This is a genomic window from Oricola nitratireducens, assembly GCF_014904745.1.
Lineage (GTDB): Bacteria > Pseudomonadota > Alphaproteobacteria > Rhizobiales > Rhizobiaceae > Oricola > Oricola nitratireducens.
The window spans coordinates 51,029-75,289 of record NZ_JACZCS010000052.1 but is presented as its reverse complement, the minus strand read 5'-3'; the positions used below and the strand labels follow the sequence as shown (position 1 = coordinate 75,289).

Here is a 24,261-nt window from a genome sequence, read left to right as displayed (position 1 = left end):
AAAGCCTTTGCCGAAACGACTCTCATGGGGTTTCCGGCTGCGCGAATATGTGAACGACCTGCCAGTCACTGTCCGCATATGCAGCCGGCATATGGGTTAGAGCGTAGCCGGCCGATTCCATAAATGATGCGATCTGACGCGCCTTGCTATCCAGGCCTTCGCGCGTAGCATCGTCGACTTCGTAGAGAACCGCCGGCCTGTGCGCGCGCAGGACTCCGGTCATGCCGCGTAAAACGTCGATTTCGGCGCCTTCAACGTCGATCTTGACCAGCGACGGCGGCCTCAGCCCATGCCGGGAAATGGAGTCGTCGAGAGTCGTCACATCGACTTCCAGACGTCCGGTCATGTCGGGCGGTACGTCCGCGGAAGCGAGCGCCGCGCCACCGATATGGCGCGTCAGCAACAGGTCCGCGCGCCCTGTCATCGCGCCGACGGCTTCATTGAATACCCGGATCGTGTCCAGCCCGTTGAGCGCGGCGCTGCGGACAATGGCATCGGCGTTACGCTTCACCGGTTCATAGGCGTAGACTTGCCCGCTTGTCCCAGCGCAACGTGCGGCAAGAATGGAGAAGAATCCGATATTGGCGCCAATGTCGAAAAAAACGTCGCCTGGCATCACTTGCGATGTGATCGCATGCTGGACCGGAAGCTCATAGGTCCCGCGCGCGAAATTGGGATCGGCACCTCGCGCAACCAGTTTCAGACCGGCGGCATCGCCCCCGGAAACGACCTGCGTATCCGAAAACATACTGCGAAGCCTTGTCCCGATTCCCACGCGGCTCATCCTTCATTCGCTGCATAGACCCGAAACGCGGCCCGAACATGCTTGTCAGCATCGCAAACCCTGCGTTTACGATCCACCCGGTCATAGGACGGAGGCAATCCCGATCTCCGGACCGGCGAGTACTCCAATCGGTGCTGTTCCACGCCTCATGGATGAAGCATCGCGGGCCTCAGGGCTGCTCAGCGGCGCGCGTCATTGTGCCAGACGTGGATGGCCTCGGGCGCGTCCCACGCAATCGAGACGATATCGAGATTTCCGTCGCCGTCGAGGTCGACGGCTTGGGCACCAAGATGACTCTCGAAACCTTTGCCAACCTGCTGTTCGACAAACCGGCCTCCACCGAGATTGTGCCAGATCGAAAAACGCAATTCGCCGCGATGTTCACCCATCACGATATCTGGCCTGCCGTCACCGGTCATGTCGGCCACCGAGAGGCTGTTGAGGGAGCCGCGTGACGTGATTTCATGCTGTATCCAGCCGGACGAGGCGTCGCCGGGGTTGCGCCACCAATAGGCCCTGGCACCGTCCGGATTGCCGTTCTCTTCGGTGACAACGACGTCGATATTGCCGTCATCGTCGAAATCGGCGATCGCCACCCGGTCCGGAAAGACCATTTCAGGGACCTTTCCGATCTCTCGGCGCTCCCAGTCGGGCGAACCGTCGCCGGGATTGCGCCACCACGCGACCTCTTTCGCCTCGCCTGTCGTCGCGACAAGATCGAGCAGCCCGTCGCCATCCATGTCGCCAAAGGCGATCCCCTCGTCGGAGGCTTCGGCGCAGATCCGGATTCGTGGCCCCGGCCCCGCTGCGGGATCGTCAGGAACCTCGAAATAGAACACGCCGCCGCCACTCGAGACGGCGAGTTCCGGCAATCCGCCTTTCACGATCTGCGCCAGCGCCCGCCCTTGCGATCCCAGTGAGTGACTGGCGGCCGGCACCTCGCCGACGAGATGCTCTTTGACGGTGCCTCCTTCTTCATCCCCTGCCTCGAGCCACAGGAAATCCAGCCCACTCTCCGCGCCTCGCTGTGCGACGACCTCCGGGTGACCGTCCTTGTTCAGATCGAGAACCGCAATTGAATCTACAGCTTCGGCAATCTTGTGCTGTTCCCACTCGACGTTCCAGCTACCGGCCGGCTGCCTGTACCAGTACGGCCCCGAGACGATGTCGATCCGGCCGTCACCGTTCATGTCCGCGAAGGAAAGTCCGAAGGACCGGACATGCTTGTCCGTAATCTGTTGATGCGTCCAGCGGTCTATCCGAATTGCCTTCGCGGAAGGGTTCAGTTGATTGATCCAGATCCTGGCGGGCGGATTGCCTGTCCAATTCGCACCGTAGATGTCGTAATCGCCATCCCCGTCGACGTCGGCGACAACACCATTGTGGAGACCGACATTGTCGATGACCTGTCGCACCCACCGCGTTCCCCGTCCATCGACATTAAAGAGGACCGCAAGCTCGCGCTTGTCGGTCGTGTGCATCTGGCCGACCACCACATCCGTGTCGCCATCCCGGTCCATGTCAGCGGCCTGAAGCGTATGGGCGCCCGGCACCGAGGGTTCGATCACATGGCCGACCCAGTCTCCTTCCGGTCCCTTCACTGACTGGAACCAGGTCACGTCCGCGGTATGCTCCGAACTTGAGGTCAGGACGTCGGCCCGACCGTCCTGATCGATGTCGGTGACAAATGCCTTGAATGCGGGATTGAAATCCCCGATCCGGTAGCTGCTCCACCGGACAGGGTCGCGGGCTGTAATTCCGCCGGGATTCTTCGCCCAAACGCCGTGCAGGACCAGATCGGTGTCGCTGTCGCCATCGATGTCGCCGATCGCCATTCCTTCCTCGCCCAGGTCGAATGGGGGCAAGCCAATGCGGGTCCAGCCCCCGCCCGCCTCCTGATAGAAGATCATCACCGCGTCCGGTGCCCGCACGACGATGTCCGGCAGTCCATCGCCATCGAAATCGGCCGCTTTGATGTCTTTGCCCCAACTCCCGATCGTTCCGATTTCATGGCGCTTCCAGGCGGAACCATCGGATGGGTCTCTGTCGGGGCCGGGATTCTCGAACCAGAGAAGGTTGACGCCGTCCGGCCCGTCGGCGGTCACGATGTCGGGATCGCCATCCCTGTCGACATCGGACAACACTCCGTCAGTCGTGAACTCGACCGCCGCGGTTGCGATCGTGGTCCGGCGCAGATCGGGCCAGCGCCACCAGGACAGCGGTTCCGATGGCCTGCCGCCGAGAACGAGATCGAGCAGCCCGTCGCCATCCATGTCTCCGACCAGCTTCACGTCTCCGGCCTGATCGGCGATTTCCTTCCTTTCGAAAATCAGCCCTGTATCGACATTTTCCACGCCGTCCGCGTCGCCATGGGCAACGTCGCAGCTTGCCGTAAGGAGTGCCATCGCCAAGAGGAAGACCAAGCGCCCGAAAGCGCCGGACGCGCTAGACGTTGACGTCGTAGCAAGTGAACATTTCGTGGTCGGCCAGCAACCGCCTGACGAAATCGCCGCCGGACAAATCCGAGAGTGTCTGCCAGTCATCCTGATTCTCCGGACGTTCCGTTTGAGACGCATGCGCCGCCAGAGCGTCACGCTTCACCTCGATCACATCGCCGACATACGCCACCCTGTTGAGCGTGGTGAGCGCACGACAACCGGCCGCGGTCTTGATCGTCTGCTTCAGTGTCAGACGCTGCATATACGGCATGTCGCCCGACATGCTTGTCCACGGCCAGTGATACCAGTACCAGACGGGATACTCGTAAACCGTCACGGGACGACCATGCTCGCGAAGCGCAGCCCCGACGGCTGCGTTGACGGCGATGTGGTCCGGCGGCGGCTCCTTGGCGTGCGTTACAAACACGCTTCGCGGCTGCCATGAGTCAAGCAGTAAAGCGATCGCTTCGGCCATCTCGTCGATGTGCTGGCTCGCCTCTCCGTCGGGAAAACGCAGGAACGTAACATCTTCGGATGCCCCCCCGAGGCGACGGACGGCTTCCTGCGCTTCCGCCTCCCTGGTATTCCGCAAATCCTCGCGAGTCATAAGGCCGGGATGGGATGCGGCGCCATCGGTAACGAAAACAAACCGGACCTGCGCGCCTGCGGCAATCTTCTTGGCAGCGACGCCGCCGCAGCCGAGAGTTTCGTCATCCGGATGTGGCGCAAATATTACGGCTGAGGATTTCCAATCGTCTACCTCAAACGGCTTAAGCCGCTCTTGCATGCGATTGTCGAGCATAGTGCAAATGGTCCGTCTGAAGTTCCACATCGGCGCTTTCATCATCCGTTCGCTAGCGTTGTTCAACGCTGATATCGCATGATAACTGAAATTATGGTCAGTGAAGACCCTGTGTATTCGAGTGGGAAGACTTCATGAAAGTAGGCATCCTAGCAGGTGGTTTCGGAACGCGGTTGGCGGAGGAAACAGAACTCCGGCCAAAGCCGATGGTCGAGATCGGATCAATGCCGATCCTGTGGCACATCATGATGCACTACTACCGCTACGGCCATCGCGATTTCGCCATCGCGCTCGGCTACAAGGGCGAGTACATAAAGCGGTGGTTTACCGATTACATCGCCCTAAACGGCAGCCTGACGATCAATTCCGCGACAGGCGACGTCAAACGTCACTCCAATTCCATTCCGGACTGGTCCGTCGATCTGGTCGAAACAGGGCTCAAGACGCTGACAGGCGGCCGCATCAAGCGGCTGCTCGACTGGATGGGCGACGAAACCTTCATGCTGACATGGGGCGACGGCGTGTCCGACGTGGATCTGGACAAGCTTCTCGCCTATCACAAGTCGCACGGCAAGCTCGCCACGATGACAGCAGTACGTCCGTCCGCCCGCTACGGCCATCTCGAATTCGACGGCGACCGCGTGGTCGAATTCACGGAAAAGCCCCAGGCCTCCGAAGGCTGGATCAATGGCGCCTTCTTCGTGCTTGAACCCGGAATTGGCGACTACATCGACGGCGACGACGTCATGTTCGAACACGCCCCCATGCGGCGGCTTGCGGCCGACGGCCAGCTGATGGCCTACCGGCACGAGTCCTTTTGGCAATGCATGGACACGCTGCGTGAGAAACATCTTCTGCAGACGCTGTGGGAAAGCGGCGATGCACCCTGGAAAACGTGGAGTTGATTTATGAAGGTACTCGTGACTGGCCATCGTGGCTATATCGGCGCAATCCTGACACCAATGCTCCTCGAGCGCGGCCATGACGTTACCGGTCTCGACAGTGACGTCTTCCGGTCCTGTACCTTCACCGGAACACTTGCGGAAACGCCGACAATCGAGAAAGACATTCGCGATGTCACCATCGACGACGTCGTCGGTTTCGATGCGATTATCCATCTTGCGGGCCTTTCCAATGATCCCCTCGGTGATTACCAGCCCAATCTCACCGTAGAGATCAATGACAAGGCTTCCGTGAACCTGGCCGCGCTCGCCAAACGGGCTGGCGTAAAGCGTTTCTTGTATGCGTCGTCCTGTAGCAATTACGGTGCAGCCGGCCAGGATTTTCTTGACGAGAATGCGGCTTTCAATCCGGTTACGCCGTACGGCGTCTCGAAGGTGAATGTCGAGCGCGCCGTCTCGCCGATGGCGGACGAGAAGTTCAGCCCGACCTTCCTGCGTGCCTCGACCGCTTACGGCATGTCGCCGCGCATTCGCTTCGACCTTGTCGTCAACAACCTGACCGCCTGGGCCTACACGACGGGTCAGGTCTATCTGAAGAGCGACGGTTCGCCCTGGCGCCCGATCGTTCATGTCGAGGACATCGCGCGGGCTTACACGGCAGCCCTCGAAGCCGATCGCGATATCGTCCACAACGAAGCGTTCAATGTCGGCCTCACGACGGAAAACTACCAGATCCGTGAACTCGCCGAGATCGTGAAGGCGATTGTCCCCAACAGCCATGTCGAGTACGCGCCGGACGCCAGCCCGGACGTACGGTGCTACAGGGTCGACTGCAACTATATCGCCCGCAAGCTGCACGGCTTCAAACCGCAATGGACGGCGCGCCGCGGCGTGGAACAGCTTTATGAAGCGTTCTGCGACAGCAACCTCTCCCTGGATGAGTTCGAGGGCGAGCGCTTCAAGCGGATTTCCCATGTAAAGAAACTGATCCGCGACGGTGAACTCGATGAAGATCTCCGCCGTGTTCCCGAGCGAGCCGAGGCGATCGCAGTCTGAGTTCAGGCCTGGAGAACGACGATGAACATGATGCGTGTGAATGCCAATTCCGTGACCGAACAGACCTGTCGGTCTTGCGGCAGCAGCAAGATCGAGACCTTTCTTGATCTCGGCCACACCCCGCTCGCCGATCGCCTCCTGACGGATGCGGATCTCCAGAAGCCGGAGCTGTTGTTCCCACTCGAGGTGGCATTTTGTGCGGATTGCGGGCTTCCGCAAATCACCGAGACGGTCAGTCCGGAGATCCTGTTCGCCGACGCCTATCCCTATTACTCGTCTTTCTCGCCGGCGTTGTTGAAACACTCGCGTGAAAACGCCCTCGATCTCATCGCGCGCCGCAACCTCGGCCCCGAAAGTTTCGTCATCGAACTGGCGAGCAACGACGGCTACCTGCTGAAAAATTATGTCGAAGCCGGCATCCAGGTCCTCGGGATCGACCCCGCCGACGGCCCGGCGGCGGCCGCCGAAAAGATCGGAGTGCCGACGTCCTGTTCGTTTTTCACTCTCAGCCTGGCCGATGAGCTGCAGCGCAACGGAATTCAGGCGGACGTCATTCACGCCAACAACGTGCTCGCCCACGTCGCTGACACGAACGACTTCGTCGCGGGTATTGCCCGGCTTCTGAAAGACGACGGTGTTGCGGTCATCGAGGCTCCCTATATCGAACCGCTGATCGAACATTGCGAGTTCGATACGATCTATCATGAGCATTTGTGCTATTTCTCGGTCACGGCGCTCGACAAGCTGTTCCGCCGTCATGGCCTGTATCTCAACGAGATCAAGCACTTGCCGATTCACGGCGGCTCATTGCGGCTCTTTGTCGAACCGCGGGAGCGCACCGGGGAGAGCGTAAAGGACCAGCTCGCTCACGAAGCCGCCCGTGGCATTGACTCGATCGGCTATTTCCGTGACTTCTCGACAAAGGTCGACACGCTGAAGCGAGACCTGTCGGCGCTCCTGCACCGGCTTAAGTCCGAGGGCGCCTCGATCGCCGCCTACGGCGCCGCAGCCAAAGGCGCCACGCTGATCAATACCGTCGGCATCGGGCCCGATTTGGTAGATTTCGTCGTCGACCGCAACATCCACAAGCACGGCAAATACATGCCCGGCCAGCATCTGCCGATCCGTCCGGCGGAAGCGCTCCTCGAGGCACAGCCAGACTACGTCCTCCTGCTGGCCTGGAATTTCGTCGACGAAATCCTCGAACAGCAATCCGAGTACCGCGCACGCGGCGGAAAGTTCATCGTTCCGGTTCCCGTACCGCGGATCGTTTGACGAGCCCTGAAAGGCGAAGCAATGACACGCATGCAAGCAGCTGAGGCCATCGCGCCGCTCGACGCAGAACGCGATGATTGCCCGGTGTGCGGCAGTCGCGACCTGATGCACTCGGTCGCCTCCGACGCGGTACCCGCGCTTTGCAACGCGTTGCACCCGGATGCGACATCAGCGCGGGCAGCAAACACCGGCCGCTTTGCGACGACCTTCTGCCGCCATTGCACGCATGTCTTTAACGCCGCCTTCGACGAAGACCGGATCGGCTATACGCAGAGCTACGAAAATTCGTTGCACTATTCGCCGCGTTTCGTCGCTTTCGTTGAGGATTTGACGCAGCGGCTAAGCGACACCTATGCGCTTGCCGGCAAGACGGTTGTCGACATCGGTTGCGGCAAAGGGGATTTCCTCAAGCGGCTTTGCGCGATAAGCGGCGCGACGGGGATCGGTTTCGACAAGAGCTTCGAACAAAACCGCGGCGACGACATTCCCGGCGTGCGTTTCGTCAACGACTGGTTCGGCGACGACTATCCGGATTTGAAACCGGACTTCATTTCGTGCCGCCATGTCGTCGAGCACATCGCCGAACCGGTCCGGTTCCTGCGGGGACTCCGCTCACACCCCGGCGTCGGACCGGACACCGTGTTCTATTTCGAAGTGCCCAACGCCCTCTACACACTGCGTGACCTCGGTATCTGGGATCTCATCTATGAGCACGTATCCTATTTTACACCGCTTTCTTTGCGCGCAGCATGCGAGGCCGCAGGATTCGATATCCTGGATGCGGGCACCTCGTTCGGAGAACAGTATCTCTACGTCGAGGTGAAGCCGAGTGCTACGCCTCGGACCGGGGCGCTTGTCGACGGCGGCAAGATCACGACGCTCGTCGATGATTTCGACCGCTCCTATCGCGACAAGGTCGCGCACTGGCGAAATTACCTCGCTGAGCGCGATCCCCAAATGACGGTCATCTGGGGCGGAGGATCGAAGGGAATAACATTCGTGAACACTGTCCCGGGCGCGGAGCGTATCCGCGCGATCATCGACGTGAATCCGCACAAGCAGGGTCGCTTCGCTCCGGGCACGGGCACTCCGGTTCTTTCTCCTGAGGCGTTGCGTGACATGCCGATCCAGTCGATAATTATCATGAACCCGCTTTATCGCGGCGAGATCGAAGCATCAGCGCGGGCTTTGGGCTTGTCCGCGGACGTACAGGTGGCTTGACGGTTTGGAATCCCGTCGCCGTTACACCGGGTAGGACGATCATGCTGCCTCTCGCGTTTATAAACGAAATCAATAGCATGAATGAGAAGGTAGTCGTTTTCGGCGTCATGCGGAACGAAAACCTGCGCATTCGTGCCTGGCTTCGCCACTATCGCGCGATGGGCGTGCGGGCGTTCGCGATCATCGACAACGGATCGACTGATGGAACCGCGGAATACCTGTCGGAACAGCCCGATGTTGTTATGACCAGGCTGACTGAGAGCTTCTCATCGGTTGCTTTCGGGGTTCATTGGCTGAACGAGTTTCACAAGCGCGTCACGCCGTCGACCTGGGTACTTTTCGCGGATGCCGACGAGTTTTTGGTCTATCGGGATTGGCCGAACGTTCCCGTGGCAACCTTTGTCCAGCAAGCGGCAGATGAGGGGTGCAATGCGGTTTTCGGATTCATGCTCGACATGTACCCAAAAGGCCCGCTCGAGGAAGCCACGCTTCGAGAGGACGCCGATCCCTTCGCCGTCGCCCCCTGCTTCGACGGCGAATATCACTTCCGAGCCCCGCCCCGCAAACCCTGGGCGCCACCGATCGTCGGTATCGAGGTCGTCGGCGGCCCGCGGATGAGAATGCTCTCGTCCTACCGTCGGGAAATATCCACCACGTGGTTTTCCCATTTCGTCCGTGGACAGATCGATCGTTTCATCCCGATTGTCCCGGAACGTCTACTGCCGCTGCTGGTCCGGCTCATGCCACAACAAATGCCTGCCCTTTCCAAGGCCCCTCTGGTTCTTTCCGGAAACGGGGTTGAATACGAAAACAATCACAACGTCGTCGGGGCAACCTTCTTCCGCGAAAATTGCGTATTCGGCCATTTCAAGTTCCTGGCGGATTTCGCCGCGCGCGTGAGGATTGAGGCATTGCGCGGCGAGCACTACCGGCGCGGAGCCGAATACATGCGTTATGCCAACGCGATTGACCGGGAAGACCGGATCTACCTGACTTATGGCGGAAGCTTGAAATTCGAAGGAGCGGAACAGCTCGTCGAACTCGGTCTGATACGCGACGTCAGCGGATTGCTTGCACGGAATTCCGGACGGCTTGCACCTGTTGCGACAAAGGATCGGTCCGAAATCCGAACGGTGCCGGCTCCCGCCGAACTCGGTTCCCTGCCCGCCCGCCATCCACGATCGAACCGCGCCTCCGAAACCGCAGGGAAGGTGATATGATGCACCCGTCTATTTCGGTCGGCTTGCCCGTTTACAACGGAGAGGAGTATCTGGAGCGCGCGATTACATCGCTCCTCCAGCAGAGTTTTCGTGATTTCGAGCTGATTATCTCGGATAATTGTTCAAGCGACGGAACCGAGAGGATCTGCAGACAATTTGCTGTGCGCGATGAACGCGTTAGATATTTCAGAAACGATCAGAATATCGGTGCGGCGGCGAACTTCAACAAGGCTTTCCAACTATCGCGAGGCCAATATTTCGCCTGGGCAAATCACGACGATCTCTGGGGCGAAAACTATCTCGAGCGATGTCTGGAAGCTGTCGGCAAATCGCCGGACGCCGTGCTCGCCTATACGCGTTCGATGATGATCGACGCGACCGGCCGGCAAATGGTGCCGCTGTTCCATAATTTGGGCCTGGACCGGGGCACGGCTTCCGCCCGCCTGCATCGCTTTCATGACTACATCCTCGAATTCGACCGCAGCGGCACATGGGACGAGAATGTTGGAGAAGGCCTGTGGATTCCCGTTTACGGACTGATGCGCAGGGATCTGCTCGAAAAAACCGGGTTGATCGGCAGCTATATTTCTTCCGACACCGTGCTGCTTGAGGAGCTCCTGATGTTCGGCCGGTTCGTCGAAGTTGACGAAGTCCTTTTCTACAAGCGCGATCATCCAGGACGTTCGATGCGCGCCAGCGAGGCATATGACAGCCGGATCGTCTGGTTCACCGGCCGCAACCACACCGCGCGCTTCCTGTTCCCGATGTGGAGGGTATTCGGCGGACGCTTGGCTGCTGTCATGCGGTCTCCCCTGCCCGGTCATCAGCGATTGGCGTGTATCGCCGAGATGATATCCTACTATCTGCGGAGCCGGCACGAAGGCCGGACGCTGATACGGGAAATCCTGATCAACCTGAGACGATTGATTGGTGGCAAGACGCACTCCGGAAAAGCCATCAAGAAGTGGTAGAATTGATGGAGTTCCGATGACGGCGCCACTCAGGACGGGCCCGACCGCGCCGACAGAATGCGAGACCACGCCGATCGAGGATTGCTTTTCGGACGAACGCCCGGCGGGCAAGGTGATCGGCACGCGCGCAAGCGGCGGCGCCACGCGGCTCGGTACCGACGTCGAACGCCAGATCGCGATCAGTCGCGGCGCACTCCGGTTCCAGCCGCTCACCAGGCCCGGTTGGGGACGCCAGGGGATCGCCTACGGCCCGTTCCGGCGTGAAAACGGGCTCGTTTTCGCCGTATCGATAACGAACGGACACAATACCTCGCAGGGCACGCCCAACCCGGACAGTTTCATCAAGCGGATCTACCGCTGGGGTAAAGGACCCAACGCCGATCCATGGCCGGCACGGGCCCTGGCGTGGGCGCTGGGGCCGCGGAAGAAAGGCACGTTGCGGCGCATTCTCTGGTGGATGCGCAGCACATCGAGAACCTTCGGCATGCCGGACCTGAACGAGAACCTGGCGCTGGGTTGGTTCACGACCAAAGCGCCGGCCGATCCCCCCAAAGACGGATGCGGCTTCATCATGCATGCCGCGGAGGGCGAAAACGGTGAGCTGTGGGCCCGCGTCGGCAACCGGTGCTTGAGCGCGTTTCGTCGCCTGATGAACCTCCAGGTCCAGTATGTCGTAGTCCTGCGCGAACGCGGTGCCGTGTACTACGCCGCCGCCTCGCAAGGCGCCCATGGAATGGCCGCCTTCCCGATGATGAGACCAGTCGCCATCGATCCGTTCAACGACGACGAGATCCTTTATCCCGGCATCCATCAGAGCGCGCTCGGCCAAATCGGGTTCCGTGTCGACACGCGGGTTCATGGCGTTCGCATTCTGCAATTGCCCGAGTTGGCTTCACCGTTCGGAACGGCGCATGCCGGCGATCCGCTGACGGGAAACGGCCCGATCGAGGATGGAGACCACCCCAACCCGGAATGGCATATCCTGAAAGGCAGTATCATTCGAACGGGATCGGGTGCCGTTAACGGCGCCAGCGACGCCCTCGCGATCGCGGATCCGGGTGCGATTTCCGGCCTCGTCCATGCCATGATCGATACCGGTGACGCACCAACCGCCGCCGGCCTGGCGTGGCGCGTCGTCGACCGTGACAACTACTGGCTCTGCCGGGTTTCGTCGGATGACTGCAAGCTGGTAAGGGTGACCGCAGGCGTCGAGACGGTGGTGGCAAGCGATGCGCGACATCGGCTTGGAGCCAATGCCGAGCATTCGCTTCAGATCCTGGACTCCCATGGCCAGATCGGCTGCTATCTGAATGGCGACCATCTTTTCGATGCCTGGATCGAAGACGATCACCTAGAAGGCGCAACCGGCGTGGGGCTGTGGCTGGGCGGCAATCCCGTCGCAGCGGGTCTGCGCATGCGCGAATTCGAAGCGCATCCGCGCGCGGTCCCGATACCGGAGGCAATCCGTTTCGATCCACCATGGAGCCGGTTCGGCGGGCAAACCGTATACGAGGACGATTTCGCCGGAGCGCAGGAAAATCTAGCGGAACATGTCCCGCAAGGCGGCAGTGTTTCCTGGGAACGGACGCTGGGAATCGGTTCCGTCGAACTGGACGGCCACTCTGGAGCAAAGGTGCAGGCGACCGTCGAGGAGCCATTTCCAAATCGCGCATTCTACACGCTACCCTGGAGCGATCCCGACTTTGCCGATCTCGAAGTGGCGGTCACGCCCCCGGGAACCTGTCGCGGACAACAGCACCGCTGCCGCGTCGGTCTTGCATTCTGGCAGGACAAGGACAACTACCTGTCCATCTCCACATGGCTGGATGACATCTACGGAGGCGCTTCGATGTCGGTGTTCACCAAGCGGTGGGGCTTCGAGGAGCTCTACGACGCGGTGTGGACAAACGTCGCCGACAAGATCGTCTGGGGCAAGGAATTCCGCCTCCGGGTGGCGTTCGACGGCGACCACTTCAACATCTACATCGACGATGAGCCGATCATGCAACGCGCGTTGACCGACCTCTACCCTGACGATCCGCCGCTACGCATTACCCGCGTCGGCATCGCGATCAACTGGGAATGGGGCACCGACACCGGCTCGACGATCAACAGGTTTACGGCCCGTCGCTGAAGCGCCCGAACGCGGCCTCATTTGTGGCCTTGGCGGCGAACAGATCCCCCATGACCGTGAAACATGTCCACCGCGGACCATCCGATCCTGCGCAGCCGGTCTGACGCGCCCGGAAGGAGGATGCCGATCGTCTCTAGCGCATATCTGGACAATTGAACCGGCGTCATGGCAAAGGCGGCGGTGTACAGCAACATGCTGCCCAACGGCGCCTCCTTGCGGTGCCGAAAGGCAATCTCGAAAAGATGCGCCAGCAACATCGTATGTTCGCGCGAACTCTTTCTGTTGGCATCGCCCCTGTGCCAGGCGACGCGGGCCATCTTGTCGGCAATATTGATCGATCTGTCCGCATGCTCGCGATTATAGAAAATCGCCTCCGAAACGTGGACGAGCTGTCCGAGAAGCGCAATCTCGGCGATTAGAGCGAAATCGGAGCCATAATAGGGACGGTGCAACGACGATCGCTTCAGCGCTTCACTGCGAAACAATCCGAAAATCTCGAAACAGGTCCCCTTGTTATAGAGGATGTCCCGATATCTCCTGGCCGGGCGAAGATCTGTCTTTTCGCCCATCGTCTTGCCGACCAGCGGAATAGGATTGCCATCCTGGTCGATGCTTTGCGTTGTTGCATAGGCGAGAACCGCCTTGGGGTTTGTATCGAGCGTACGCACGCACGCGCCAACGAAGTTCGGGCTCAGGTAATCGTCACAGGCGCACCACTTGAAAAACTCCCCCGAGCTCAGTTCAAAGCATCGGTTGAAATTGGCGCAAGCCCCGAGATTGCGTTCGTTCCTATGATACCGGATCCGCTCGTCGCTGGCAGCGAAAGTTCGGCAGATCTCTTCCGTCCTGTCGGTCGACGCATTGTCGGTAATCACGAGCTCGAAATCTTCGAAGTCCTGGGCGAGAACGGATTCGATAGCCGTCGCCACATACTTCTCGCCATTGTAGACGGGCAAGCCGAGAGAGACGCGCGGCGGAATGCCATTGTCCGGCTTCGCGGTCATACGGCCACGACTTCAGGATCGAGACCAAGCGAACTCAGTGTTTGTCCGATTTCCCGGACATAGATGGGATTCATGACGATGACCAGATCCGGAGGATTATCCAGCAGTGTTTCGGGAGCAATGACCGGATGGCCCGTGCCGGGCGTGAATTTGCCCTGCTTGTAGGGATTGATGTCCACGGCACCTTGCACTTCTTCGCCGAGACCCAGCGTCGTGAGGAACGATACGGCCTTGGAGCCGCCACCCCACAGATACACCTTGCGACCGGCGGCGTGAGCGGCGCGGATGCGGTCGCGCCATTGCTCCTGGAGCTTGCGGACGCGTTCAGGGAAGCTCTTCCGCAATTGCCGCATTTCGGCAAGGTCATCCTCCAGCGGTAAGGCCGGCCCCGTCGGCCCGGGCGCCGGTTTTGCATACTGCACGATATATTGGTGGTCATAGACCAGCTGCAAATCCGTGACCTCGAAGCCTTCCTGGCGGAACAGGCGCGCATGGGCCCCCGGACTGAAATACGAGCAATGTTCGTAGTAGATGTCCCAGAACGCGGCTTCGTCGAGCACACGCTTCGCGTCGGGCGTTTCGAAGACGACCCATGTCTCGTCCGAATCCGTCATTCCACGGATTGCGCGGATGAAATCCGCTACATGCGGGATGTGTTCGAGCGTATGCCGGCACAAGACGACGTCGGCACTGAGATGTTCGTATTTCGGCCCGAAGTGATCGACGATGAATTCAAGAGCCTCGTCCTGCGTACCGCGCCCCTCATCCGGCCTGTATCCGGGATCGATGCCGAGTCCGGTGGCGCCGCCGAGCTTGCAAAGTTCGGCCAGGAATTCCCCTTTGCCACAACCTATCTCGAGCACGTGCTTTCCCGAGACCGAGCATCTGTCGGCGACTTCCTTGGCGAGTTCCCGTGCAAACGAGTTGAATGTTCCGGAAAAATGCTGGGATTCCTCGAAATCGGTCGAGTACCTCATAACGTCTTCGTCGAAATCCCGGTTGAACAGGAATCCGCAGGCATCGCAAAATGCCAGCGTCAGGTCGCGGCGAGGAAAGGCAAGGGCCTCTTCGACAGAAGCGAGCAGGACGCAACTGTGCACCGGTATCGATGGGACGTGATAGATCGTCTCCGTGACGTCCTCGGCGCAGCAAGGGCAGCGAACCGGTGTTTTTGAAGCACTGTGTTTATGGTCGGTTTTCAGGTCGGGCGTATCAAGCATTTTACTAGCTGGAGTTCGAGATGGAATAGCGCCGGCATGTGCCGACCGTGAATACAGTTCGTGGCGCGATGCACGCGCTCTTTGTTCATTGTCGTAGCCCCCCTTCTACTCGCAAAAAATAAAATGCCCTCACCCGATATGAGCGCGGATGCCAAGTCCAGGATGTTTAGAAACCGAGTCTACCTGAAGACCGACTTTGCGATGCTCAAATGTCGACGAATCCCGGGCCCAAGTCACCACGGACTTTGGTACAGGCAAAGACCGGCATTGGCCGTTGACCAGCCGCCGTCTTCATCCGAAAGGCTTGTGCAAATGCTCCCCTGGTACTTCCAAGGTGCAAGCTTACCATACGCGGGAAAAGCGGATTGCGCAGTAAGCCGGGAACCGCTGCGGTCCGGATCCGGCGCAACGGCAGATCCGCCTACCATGCCTTCGAGCGAAGCCCGGAAAAGACCGCCGAAAGGTGTAAGAGACTGTATGGCCTCCTCATTATTGGAGCATATGCCCGCTTGGCGCGAGCGCGTAGGTTGGCAGCCAATCCTTCACGAAGTCGAACAAGGTGACGAAGCGCTTATGGACAGGACCGCCATGCTGGGCACGACATGCCCGGACATTCGGGAGCGTACGCCTCGGTGCCGTGACGTGAAAATGCGCCGGGCAATTTTCGTCGCCAAAACCGAGCAGGAGTCCGGTACACCATGTCGCTGACCAGAAAAATCGTCAGCGGTGCTGCCTGGTCAACCTTCGAGACATGGGGCCGCCATCTGACGATGCTGGCCGTATTCGTCATTCTGGCCCGCCACCTTGGCCCGGAGGCGATCGGCCTTGCGACCTTGGCGATGGTCGCGCCGATCATTCTTGCCGTTCCGGTTACGAGGGGGATACCCGAAGCGCTCATACAGCGCCAGGAAATCGACCCTCTCCATCTCGACTCCGCATTCTGGTTCCTGGCCGCCGTGGGCGCCGCTCTCGCTTCGCTCGTCTGGGCCTTTTCCGGTGTTCTCGCCGATGCCTTCGGTCAGCCGGAGATCGTCGGGCTGATCCGGTGGGGCAGTCTCATCGTGGTGATTCAGGCTCTCGCGGCGGTTCCGGCCGCAGTTCTCAAACGCAACCTTCAATTCCGCCTGTTCGCTCTGCGCACGCTGACCGGCACGGCCGTCGGCGGGACGGTCGGCATCGCCATGGCGATAGCCGGGTTCGGCATGTGGAGCATCGTGTCGATGCAAATATCCAAGGCCGCCGTGGAGACGACGGTCATCCTTCTCGGCAGCGCTTGGCATCCACGCCTGAAATTTTCCTATGCCCATTGCCGCGAATTGTTTCCATTCGCGGCCCCGATCGTCGCCCAGTCCCTGTGGTCCTTGGCAAACAACGAAATGCCAAAAATCATCCTCGGCACATTTCTGGGTCCCTCCGCGGTCGGCATCTACGCGCTCGCCCGCCGTCCGCTCGACCTTCTGGTCGAAGCATTCGTCGGACCGATGGTTACGGTGACGATGCCGGCGGTCGCACGGATCCAGAACGAACCGGACAAGATCGACACATTTTTCAACGCCGCCATACGCACGACCGGTATCGTCGGCTTTCCGGCCTTCATGGGATTTGCCGCCATCGCGCCGGTGGCGATTCCGCTCGTGTTCGGCGAACAATGGGTCAACGGCGTTCTCGCCGTCCAAATCATTATGCTGGTCGGGCTGCAACGCACGATCGACGGCATCTGCGCATTCACCATCCTTGCCCTCGGCCATTCGCGCCTGATCCTGCGTTTCGACGTCGCCTACACCTTCATTGCCGGAGCCCTGATGACAATTGCCGCCCAGTTCAATCTCGAGGCGACAATCGCGGCGCTTGCGGCCGGCAACTTCCTTCTCCTGCCGGTTTTTCTGTATTACGCCCAACGCATCGCCGGCATCGACGTGATGAGGCCGCTCGCCGTCTATCCGCGACTTGCGATCGCAACGGCGGCAATGTTTGCAGCGGTAAGCGCGTGGCTCGCCGGGGCGCCGGGCGGCACCCCGCAGGAACTCGTGCTGATAGGCGGGATCGTGATCGGTGCCGTGGTCTATGTCGCAGCCGCCGTGATCCTCCTGCGCAGGGATTTGCTCGATGCACGTGACCTGCTTGCAAAACCGTTTCGGCGGATGCAGGCGCCAACTCGGGAACTGGGCTGATGAGGGTCGCGTTCATTTCCCAGCACTTCGACTCGGTCCTTCCCCCGGACCAGAACTCCCTCGGAATCTGGACCTATGAAGTATCGCGTCGGCTTGCCGGCGAGAACGAGGTTACCGTTATTTCCCGCCGCTCTCGCGAACAACCGGCCCGCGCGGAAATCGACGGCGCGACGATGGAACTGCTGACTTGCCTGCCGCAGGGTGTCTGGGGAAAGGCGTCAAAACTGTGGGACCGCACCTTTCCGAGGACCCCGCTCTTTACGAAAAGCTTTTATGCTCTCGACTATCTGGTCCAAGCGGTCCGTAAGATCCGCCTGTTGCAGCCGGATGTGATCCATCTCCAGAACTTCCCGAACTATGCGCCGGTTTTCCGCCGCGCCGCGCCGAATGCGGCGATCGTTTTGCACATGCATTGCAACTGGCTCTCCGAGCTCGACCACGATGCCATGGCACGATGCCTGAAGGCGACCGACCTGGTCGTCGGCTGTTCCGGACATGTCGTGGATGCGGCCCGGGATCGCTTCCCCGACTCGCAGGCGCAGTTCTCCGTCCTGCCGAATGGCGCCCCCGATATCCGGCGCGACCTTCCCGCGACAGCCCGCGAGCCGGGAAAGGTCCTCTTCGTCGGTCGTCTTTCGCCGGAAAAAGGGCTTCACACGCTGCTCGAAGCATGGCCACGGGTGATCGCGGCCTGTCCCGAAGCCCGCCTGGAACTCGTCGGCGCCAACGGCGAAACCGCACGGGAGTTTTTGATCGACCTCAGCGACGACCCCGACGTGCGAGAGCTTTCCCGCTTCTATCGCGGCGGCAGCGCCCACAGGGGAACTTATCTTGCTGCCTTGCAGGAGATGATAGCGCCAGAGTTCGGCCACACCGTCACTTTCGCTGGAGGGCAACCCTACGAACGCGTGGTCGAGCGCTACGCCGGGGCGTCGCTTGTGGTCAATCCTTCACTCAGCGAGTCCTTCGGCATGAGCCTCGTCGAAGCGCTGATGCACGGCACTCCGGTCGTCGCCACGCGGGTTGGCGGCATGACGGAGATAATCGAGGCGACTGGCGGTGGCACGCTCGTTGGGAAAAACGATCCGGATGCGCTTTCCGACGCCATGATCGCCTATCTCCAAAATCCCGAAACCTGCAGGGAAGTCGGCATACGTGGCGCGGAGCGCGCCAGCGATCTCTATTCCTGGGCGCGGATCGCTCGATTGACCCACGATATCCATCGCGAGGCGCGCTCATTGCGACAGTCTAGAAATGCCATCAGGCATCGCGTTCCACCCGTCCATGATGGCCGGAAGGCCGGAAATACGGCGGCTTCGGAAAACCTGGCCGATTGACGGCTACACCTCCATTCAACAGCCCAGTTGAGACGAATGCCAAGGTCTCTTCCCGCGGGCGCCCTGCCCTCGCTATGGCCGCTCTGGTTTTGGAAAGACCTACTCTGCCGGCTCGTAAACGTGAATGTAGTCGACATACATGAATGACGGATTCGGAGTCTCGTCGATCGGCCAGCCCGATCCCAATGCCAGATTCACCAGCGGGAAGAATTCCGGATCGACGCTCTTGTCCCAAGGGATCGGAAGGCGCCAGACCGGCTCTCGATTGAAATAGAAAGTGACGAAATCCTTCTCGATCAGAACGCCGTATGTGTTGAATCCACTGGTCAGAGAGCCGGGGGTGACCGACGTCCAGTGTAAATCCGATTCATGACCGTCCTTGGCGCCATCGCCCCAGTGGTGCCATGCGGAGGAAAACCGGGTATCGTCGTGACCGTAATATTCCATCGCGTCGAGTTCTATGCCCGCCTTCGAATTCAGCCAGAAGGCCGGCCACACTCCGTCGCCCGGAGGAAGTTTGATTCTCGCTTCGAAATAGCCCTCTCGCGCCGTAAATCCCTTCCAGTCGCCGTTGACGCCGGACAGCAGGCCGGATTTCCATTGGCCATCGGCATCCTTGCGGGCTTCGATACGCAAAACGCCGGCCTGTGTAACAAACGGAAAGCCGGGCTCCGGATCCGCGAAACGGGCGTCTCCGAAATCGCCATGCCACGGCGTGTGCGCGATCCAGCGTGACCCGTTGTCGCCCCACGCGGAAACATCGAGTTCGGTGAACTCTTCCGAGAATGTCAGCTTGTAGTTGCTGAGATCGATTTCCTCGGCGCGGCAATGCGAGACCGCGAAAACCACCAAACTAACGGCAACGACCCACGCCTTACCCAAACTCCGCACGACATGCTCTCCTTGTGTTACGTCTCTTCTGTCGGGGAAGAACCACAGACCTTGTGTCGCGATCCTGCGCCGGCTTGCGCCCAATGAGGCGTGATGGAAAGCCGGTGGCACATACAAATACGTTTGGCTGCCGAATTCAAACGCCACCGGATTTCATCACCGTACAAATTTGTTCGACCCGGCGCGGCAAATTGGAGCAAGGCAGTCTCATAGGTATCATAGGCCCTACTTTATGGGCGTAAGGCCCAACACCGGATATCCGACAATGCGCGATCCCGAAACATGACTGCCATCGCTCTCCTGTCGCTTCGAATGGCATGCAAATGCATCGATCCCGGCTCAGTCGCCCTCATCGGCAATAAGGCGCAACGCGGTAAATTGGATAACAACCCCGATGTCCGCGGATAGCGAAAAAGCACATGTGACCGCGATAAAAAACCGGAAAGCGCTGGACTTTCGTCGGCGCGCCTCCCGGCTCCAGATCTCAATTCGGTCAGTAACGAAACAGATTATTGGAACGTCCGGTTCTGATCCGACATCAACTGGTTGATCTTAAAGGCAACCTCGGTACGGTTGGTCGCCTTCAGCTTTTTCATGATATTGCGGATATGCACCTTGACGGTGCTTTCGCGGAGATTGAGTTCATAGGCGATGATCTTGTTCGCCTTTCCGCGCCTCAGAGCCTGGGCGACTTCTACCTGCCTTTGGGTGAAAAGGCTGGTCATCGGCCTTTCCTCCTCTGGACGAGCTTTAAACTTGTGCCGCATCGTCATTACGGCACTGGCCGGAACGAACGTGCCACCCACCATCGCAAGACGAATGGCTTCCGCACAAACCGCCATTCCGAGAGATGTCGGTATATATCCCTGGGTGCCGCAGTCGATGACTTGCAAGATGCAGGAGAGATCATCGCTGTCGGAGAGGACGATAACCGGCGTCCCTGTCAGTTCGGCCGCAATTTCAGTCAGTTCTGTTAAGAAAGCTTCGCTGCCGACCTCACTGCCGCCGACACTGACGAGAACGGCACCCGCAGGCGGAAGTGAGTCCTTTTCTTTCTTCCAGTCGTCCATCGACTCGAATGCGAATGGCTGCAAACCGAGTTGATGGGCATCCAAGACTTTCACGAAGCATTCCCGGTTCAGGGCACGCCTGTCCAAGATTATCAGGGATCGTGTCTGTTGCATCGAAATAGCCTTCGGCGCATCGACAGCGGATCCGTTCGCTCTTCTCGTATTAGAAGAATCAGTTACGCATGTAGACGTCATAGTCCTTTCTCCAGCCCTTAAACATACGGTGCATTGCACCGTGACCTCTGAAAGGATGCGCAAGGTGCCCCACGAACCCCACAAAACCGGCTACCCTACCGGTTGCACCCACTCCACTAAACGGTTGCAGTCGTAACGAATTTACTGCCTCCGCGCCGTTACGTTAGTCGAAAGTTAATCCACGCGAGCTAATTTAAATTAACGTACCCTAAAGAATCGGGGGTTAATAATAGCGACGCGCTAAGTTCTGTGCACAACGTCGTGGAATCATTAAAAAAACGTGCAAGTTCGGTCGCTCGTTTGGTGGAGCCATCGGCAAAAAGGCGTAGGTCTGATCACATTCAATCCACCGATGGGTTTAATAAGGCCGACGGATGGTTTTTTGTGCACAGGGGTGACATTTAGCATCACGTTTGGCGCTCCCCTAAGCCGTACAGACGTGTGGACACGGTTTTGCCCAGCCCATACTTTTCGGGCGCGATGCGAAATGAGGGGGGCATCTTGGGACTTCGTGATCCAGGCGACTTGAAATCAAGTGCTTTCAGCTCGTCCGGCAATCGGCTCTCCCAAATGGCTTCATCCCAATCATGAAGAATTCCACGGGAACAGCCATGGTGCCGGTCGAACTTGTTAAGACGATGAGAAAAAAGGCGGATCACGCCACAAGGATATCTTTGGATATCTCTGAATGCATAGCTTGGATATCGCCGGAGATCGCGGCGCATACCTCCCGTTATCTTGAAGCCCAGGCCGAGGAAATGCGGAATATATTGATAGGATTGGCGATCGCCGAATGTGAGACGCCCCTGCGCGATTCTGCGATGAGACTTGTGTCGAAATATTCGGACCTGGCCATGCAAACGACCAGGGAAGTCGACGTTCGGCGCGGTCTTGCGGCCAGTCCCGATCCCTACGCGTAGTTTTCGGCGATATAGGCAGATCCTGTTTTCGTGTCCGCGAGCCAAACGGTGGGAACTCCGAAAGACACGGCGGCATTCGCTCCGCTGCGCATCATCCGGGCTGACCTGATCCATGAGAAAGACGTTCTATGCGCAAGGATCAGCCAAAGGAACACCATCCGGCAACCAAGGCACGATGCAGACGGCGACAGTCGGGAAATCCGGCTAACGGCGGCAGGCTTTTCCGGTCGCATGGAGAGCCGCCAAATCGATGCTTGCAATGTCCAACCCGACCTTTCGGATCTAAGCAGTAAGCCGATTGGCGAGGTTTTCCCGAACCGCATGCGCAATTACCCTGTCGTGGCAGATCGACGATCTGGTATTGTGTCGGAATGCGCGAATTACGCCGCAGCGGCGGGTCGCCCGTCAAAACCAGGAAAGCCGCAAAGCTTGCAAGCAGAAACTCGGCCCTCTCTATCAGGTCACCCGCCTATTCGGTCCCGGTCGATGGGCGAGATCTTGCGTGCGCCATTCAGCCGATATCATCTTGATGCAGTTTCTCCCGATGCATGGTCGCCGACGCCTTTAAGAAGACTGACAGATAGACGAATAGATTGAATTTGCCATGAATACGGTACGCATCATCCCGGAGCAGATCGAGTCGTCGAACGACGGTGCGTTCGCCGATTTCATCGACCTGAGAAGCATAGTCGACTTCATCAAGCGCTATTCGATTTCGATAACGGTTTCGACCATCGTCGGCATCCTGATCGCCAGTCTGTATATATTGACCTCCGACAAGCTGTACTGGGCCAGAACGGAAATTCTTATCGAGCCCAAGTTGCATCAACTCCAGCAGCCGGTTTCCGACATCAACCTGTCTCTCGATACGTCGCAGCTCGAAAGCCAGATCGCGGTTTTGAAGTCCGAACGAATTGCTGCGATGGTGGTCGATCAACTGAACCTTGCGGAAAACGACGCCTTTCTTGAATCCGCCAACACGTCTCTGGCTGCCAGGGCGCACAAATTGTTCGCGCTGCTGAGCGGATCGGATCCGGCCGCCGCACCAGAGACGGACGATAACGCCATGCAGGCGTCTGATAGTGCCAAGCAGGTGCCCGACAGCGTCCCGCAGGACTCTGGTGGCGTGACGCAAGCCCCCCCGGTCAAGAACGCAGAGTTAGCCGATGGTTCGCCGGATGCGATGAACTACGAGCGTTACCGATCGACGATCGAGCTGCTCGAGAGACGCTTGACGGTACGCCGGGAAGGCGTCTCCTATGCCATCGAGATCGCATTCAGTGCCCATAGTCCGGCTCTAGCCGCCGATGTCGCCAACGCCGTTGCACAATCTTTCTTGCGCGAGCAGATCGACAGCAAGTCACGCGGTGCGAAAGAAGGCAGTCTGTGGCTGGAAAAGCGGCTGCAGGAACTACGGAATCAGATGAACCTTGCGACACAGGCCGCCCAGTCATTTCGCGCTAGGCACGACTATCGCATCGGCGCTGAAACAAATAACGCAGGCGTCGTTCCCGGAAAGGATTTCAGCGAAATCCTGCAGGATCGCCTGAAGGGGCCGACGCTTGAGGAGCTCGAAGTCACCGCCGACACCTACAGGAAAATCTATGAAAGCGTGCTCCAGGCCTACATGGGCTCGGTGAGCCAGCAGTCATATCCGTCAGCGGACGCCCGCGTAATCACGGCCGCATCACCGCCGCTTGCATCAAGCCTCCCGAGAAAGAAGCTCGTGCTCGCATTCGGGGCTTTCGGCGGGATTATGTTCGGAGTTGCCTTCGCGTTCGCGCGCCAGATGCTTGACGATCGCATCATATCCCCGCAACAGCTTTGGAACGAGGTCGGCCTGAATTGCCTAGGCGATCTGCCCTCCCCGCCGCACCAATGGCTCGGGAAACAGCGGCTTGATGTTATCACGCGCTACCCTCGATCGGCATATGTCAAGGCCTTGATGTCGCTCGGGACGACGCTTCGGTTGCTGGAAGGAAACACGCCGCTGAGATTCATCGGGGTCGCGTCCGCCGAGTTGGACTCCCGCAAGGGGGAGTTCGCCTGCCACTTGGCCGCGATGTATGAACGCAAGGGCTTGAACACGCTTGTCGTAAACGCGGATCCGGCCAATTCCTCTCTCACCAACGGGCTTCAGACATCCTTCCTGCTGAAGCCGGTTGGCGACGACAACGAAACCAAATCCGCCAAGAGCGGCATCCGGGCTGTCGCGGGGCAGTCTTTCGATTACCTGCCAAGCGGTACATCGCTGCACGCGCAATTGATGAAATCCGGGGAAGATGACTCCGCGCTGGATCAATTGAAGTCCTACAAGATGGTCATCGTCGAGCTGCCGCCGACCACCCTTGGCGTCGACGCATTCCCGATGGAGTCCGTGCTGGATGGGGTCGTGATCGTTGCCGAATATGGCAAAAGCCGCGTCGATGCCCTCGCGGACCTGCTTAATTCGCTGATGGCGATGCGAGTGTCGGTCCTCGGAGCGGTCATCATGAACGTCCACGCCCGGTCGAGAAGAAGCTACAACCGGCTTCCTGTTTCCGTTGCGAAAAAGTTTCGTTGAGGGTTACGCGACGGGCCTACCGGCATAGCCTTTCGCCCGATGCTGGAAACATCCTGACATGGATAAACCTTTCTGCCGCGTCTCGAC

18 protein-coding genes are annotated in these 24,261 nt (G+C 59.2%); 11 read left to right on the top strand and 7 right to left on the bottom strand.

Translation table 11 applies throughout. The features are described from left to right. Positions 1-22: 22 nt before the first annotated feature. From IG169_RS23045 to IG169_RS23035, 3 genes are all read right to left on the bottom strand, one after another. A complete protein-coding gene (locus IG169_RS23045; RefSeq protein ID WP_246717538.1) occupies positions 23-748 on the bottom strand; it encodes an FkbM family methyltransferase in 726 nt (241 codons plus the stop codon). Between the two features lie 215 nt (positions 749-963). After that, positions 964-3,189 carry an FG-GAP repeat domain-containing protein gene (locus IG169_RS23040; RefSeq protein WP_210326164.1) on the bottom strand — a complete coding sequence of 742 codons (2,226 nt, stop codon included), beginning with the start codon at positions 3,187-3,189 and terminating at the stop codon, positions 964-966. A 40-nt stretch (positions 3,190-3,229) separates the two neighbouring features. After that, the gene (locus IG169_RS23035; RefSeq protein ID WP_246717537.1) at positions 3,230-4,090 is read right to left on the bottom strand and encodes a PIG-L deacetylase family protein; all 861 of its coding nucleotides are present in this window, start codon (positions 4,088-4,090) and stop codon (positions 3,230-3,232) included. A gap of 68 nt (positions 4,091-4,158) precedes the next feature. Here IG169_RS23035 and rfbF point away from each other — a divergent pair, with 68 nt between their 5' ends. The 7 genes from rfbF (at position 4,159) to IG169_RS23000 (ending at position 12,803) form a co-directional block, all read left to right on the top strand. After that, positions 4,159-4,929, top strand: a complete 771-nt coding sequence (gene rfbF, locus IG169_RS23030) for a glucose-1-phosphate cytidylyltransferase (RefSeq protein ID WP_193178619.1) — start codon at positions 4,159-4,161, stop codon at positions 4,927-4,929. Between the two features lie 3 nt (positions 4,930-4,932). Then, positions 4,933-5,982 carry an NAD-dependent epimerase/dehydratase family protein gene (locus tag IG169_RS23025; protein WP_193178618.1) on the top strand — a complete coding sequence of 350 codons (1,050 nt, stop codon included), beginning with the start codon at positions 4,933-4,935 and terminating at the stop codon, positions 5,980-5,982. Positions 5,983-6,003: 21 nt separating this feature from the next. Next, positions 6,004-7,257 (top strand): class I SAM-dependent methyltransferase, encoded by a 1,254-nt coding sequence (locus IG169_RS23020; RefSeq protein WP_246717536.1) that lies wholly within the window; start codon positions 6,004-6,006, stop codon positions 7,255-7,257. A 30-nt stretch (positions 7,258-7,287) separates the two neighbouring features. Continuing rightward, positions 7,288-8,478 (top strand): class I SAM-dependent methyltransferase, encoded by a 1,191-nt coding sequence (locus IG169_RS23015; RefSeq protein ID WP_246717535.1) that lies wholly within the window; start codon positions 7,288-7,290, stop codon positions 8,476-8,478. A gap of 77 nt (positions 8,479-8,555) precedes the next feature. Further along, complete coding sequence (locus IG169_RS23010) at positions 8,556-9,698, top strand: glycosyltransferase family 2 protein (protein WP_193178616.1); 1,143 nt, start codon at positions 8,556-8,558, stop codon at positions 9,696-9,698. After that, positions 9,695-10,669 (top strand): glycosyltransferase family 2 protein, encoded by a 975-nt coding sequence (locus IG169_RS23005; protein WP_193178615.1) that lies wholly within the window; start codon positions 9,695-9,697, stop codon positions 10,667-10,669. The genes IG169_RS23010 and IG169_RS23005 overlap by 4 nt, the downstream gene beginning before the upstream one ends. A gap of 112 nt (positions 10,670-10,781) precedes the next feature. Then, the gene (locus tag IG169_RS23000; RefSeq protein ID WP_343225702.1) at positions 10,782-12,803 is read left to right on the top strand and encodes a DNA-binding protein; all 2,022 of its coding nucleotides are present in this window, start codon (positions 10,782-10,784) and stop codon (positions 12,801-12,803) included. 17 nt (positions 12,804-12,820) lie between these two features. Here IG169_RS23000 and IG169_RS22995 read toward each other — a convergent pair whose 3' ends face one another. Next, a complete protein-coding gene (locus IG169_RS22995; RefSeq protein WP_193178614.1) occupies positions 12,821-13,807 on the bottom strand; it encodes a glycosyltransferase family 2 protein in 987 nt (328 codons plus the stop codon). Continuing rightward, positions 13,804-14,784, bottom strand: a complete 981-nt coding sequence (locus IG169_RS22990; RefSeq protein ID WP_193178644.1) for a class I SAM-dependent methyltransferase — start codon at positions 14,782-14,784, stop codon at positions 13,804-13,806. Before IG169_RS22990 ends, IG169_RS22995 begins: the two co-directional genes overlap by 4 nt. A 941-nt stretch (positions 14,785-15,725) precedes the next feature. Between IG169_RS22990 and IG169_RS22985 the strand changes: the two genes are divergently transcribed. Beyond that, positions 15,726-17,198 (top strand): lipopolysaccharide biosynthesis protein, encoded by a 1,473-nt coding sequence (locus tag IG169_RS22985; RefSeq protein ID WP_193178613.1) that lies wholly within the window; start codon positions 15,726-15,728, stop codon positions 17,196-17,198. Then, positions 17,198-18,535, top strand: a complete 1,338-nt coding sequence (locus tag IG169_RS22980) for a glycosyltransferase family 4 protein (protein WP_193178612.1) — start codon at positions 17,198-17,200, stop codon at positions 18,533-18,535. The genes IG169_RS22985 and IG169_RS22980 overlap by 1 nt, the downstream gene beginning before the upstream one ends. 99 nt (positions 18,536-18,634) lie before the next feature. Here IG169_RS22980 and IG169_RS22975 read toward each other — a convergent pair whose 3' ends face one another. After that, entirely contained in the window at positions 18,635-19,573 is a 939-nt protein-coding gene (locus IG169_RS22975; RefSeq protein ID WP_343225701.1) for a glycoside hydrolase family 16 protein, read from the bottom strand. Between the two features lie 362 nt (positions 19,574-19,935). Beyond that, the gene (locus IG169_RS22970) at positions 19,936-20,550 is read right to left on the bottom strand and encodes a LuxR C-terminal-related transcriptional regulator (protein ID WP_343225700.1); all 615 of its coding nucleotides are present in this window, start codon (positions 20,548-20,550) and stop codon (positions 19,936-19,938) included. A 752-nt stretch (positions 20,551-21,302) separates the two neighbouring features. On the opposite strand from IG169_RS22970, the gene IG169_RS22965 reads away from it, so the two are divergent. After that, on the top strand, positions 21,303-21,611 hold the full coding sequence (locus IG169_RS22965; protein ID WP_193178610.1) for a hypothetical protein: 309 nt from the start codon (positions 21,303-21,305) through the stop codon (positions 21,609-21,611). Positions 21,612-22,215: 604 nt separating this feature from the next. Further along, the gene (locus IG169_RS22960) at positions 22,216-24,174 is read left to right on the top strand and encodes a GumC family protein (RefSeq protein ID WP_193178609.1); all 1,959 of its coding nucleotides are present in this window, start codon (positions 22,216-22,218) and stop codon (positions 24,172-24,174) included. Positions 24,175-24,261 lie beyond the last annotated feature (87 nt).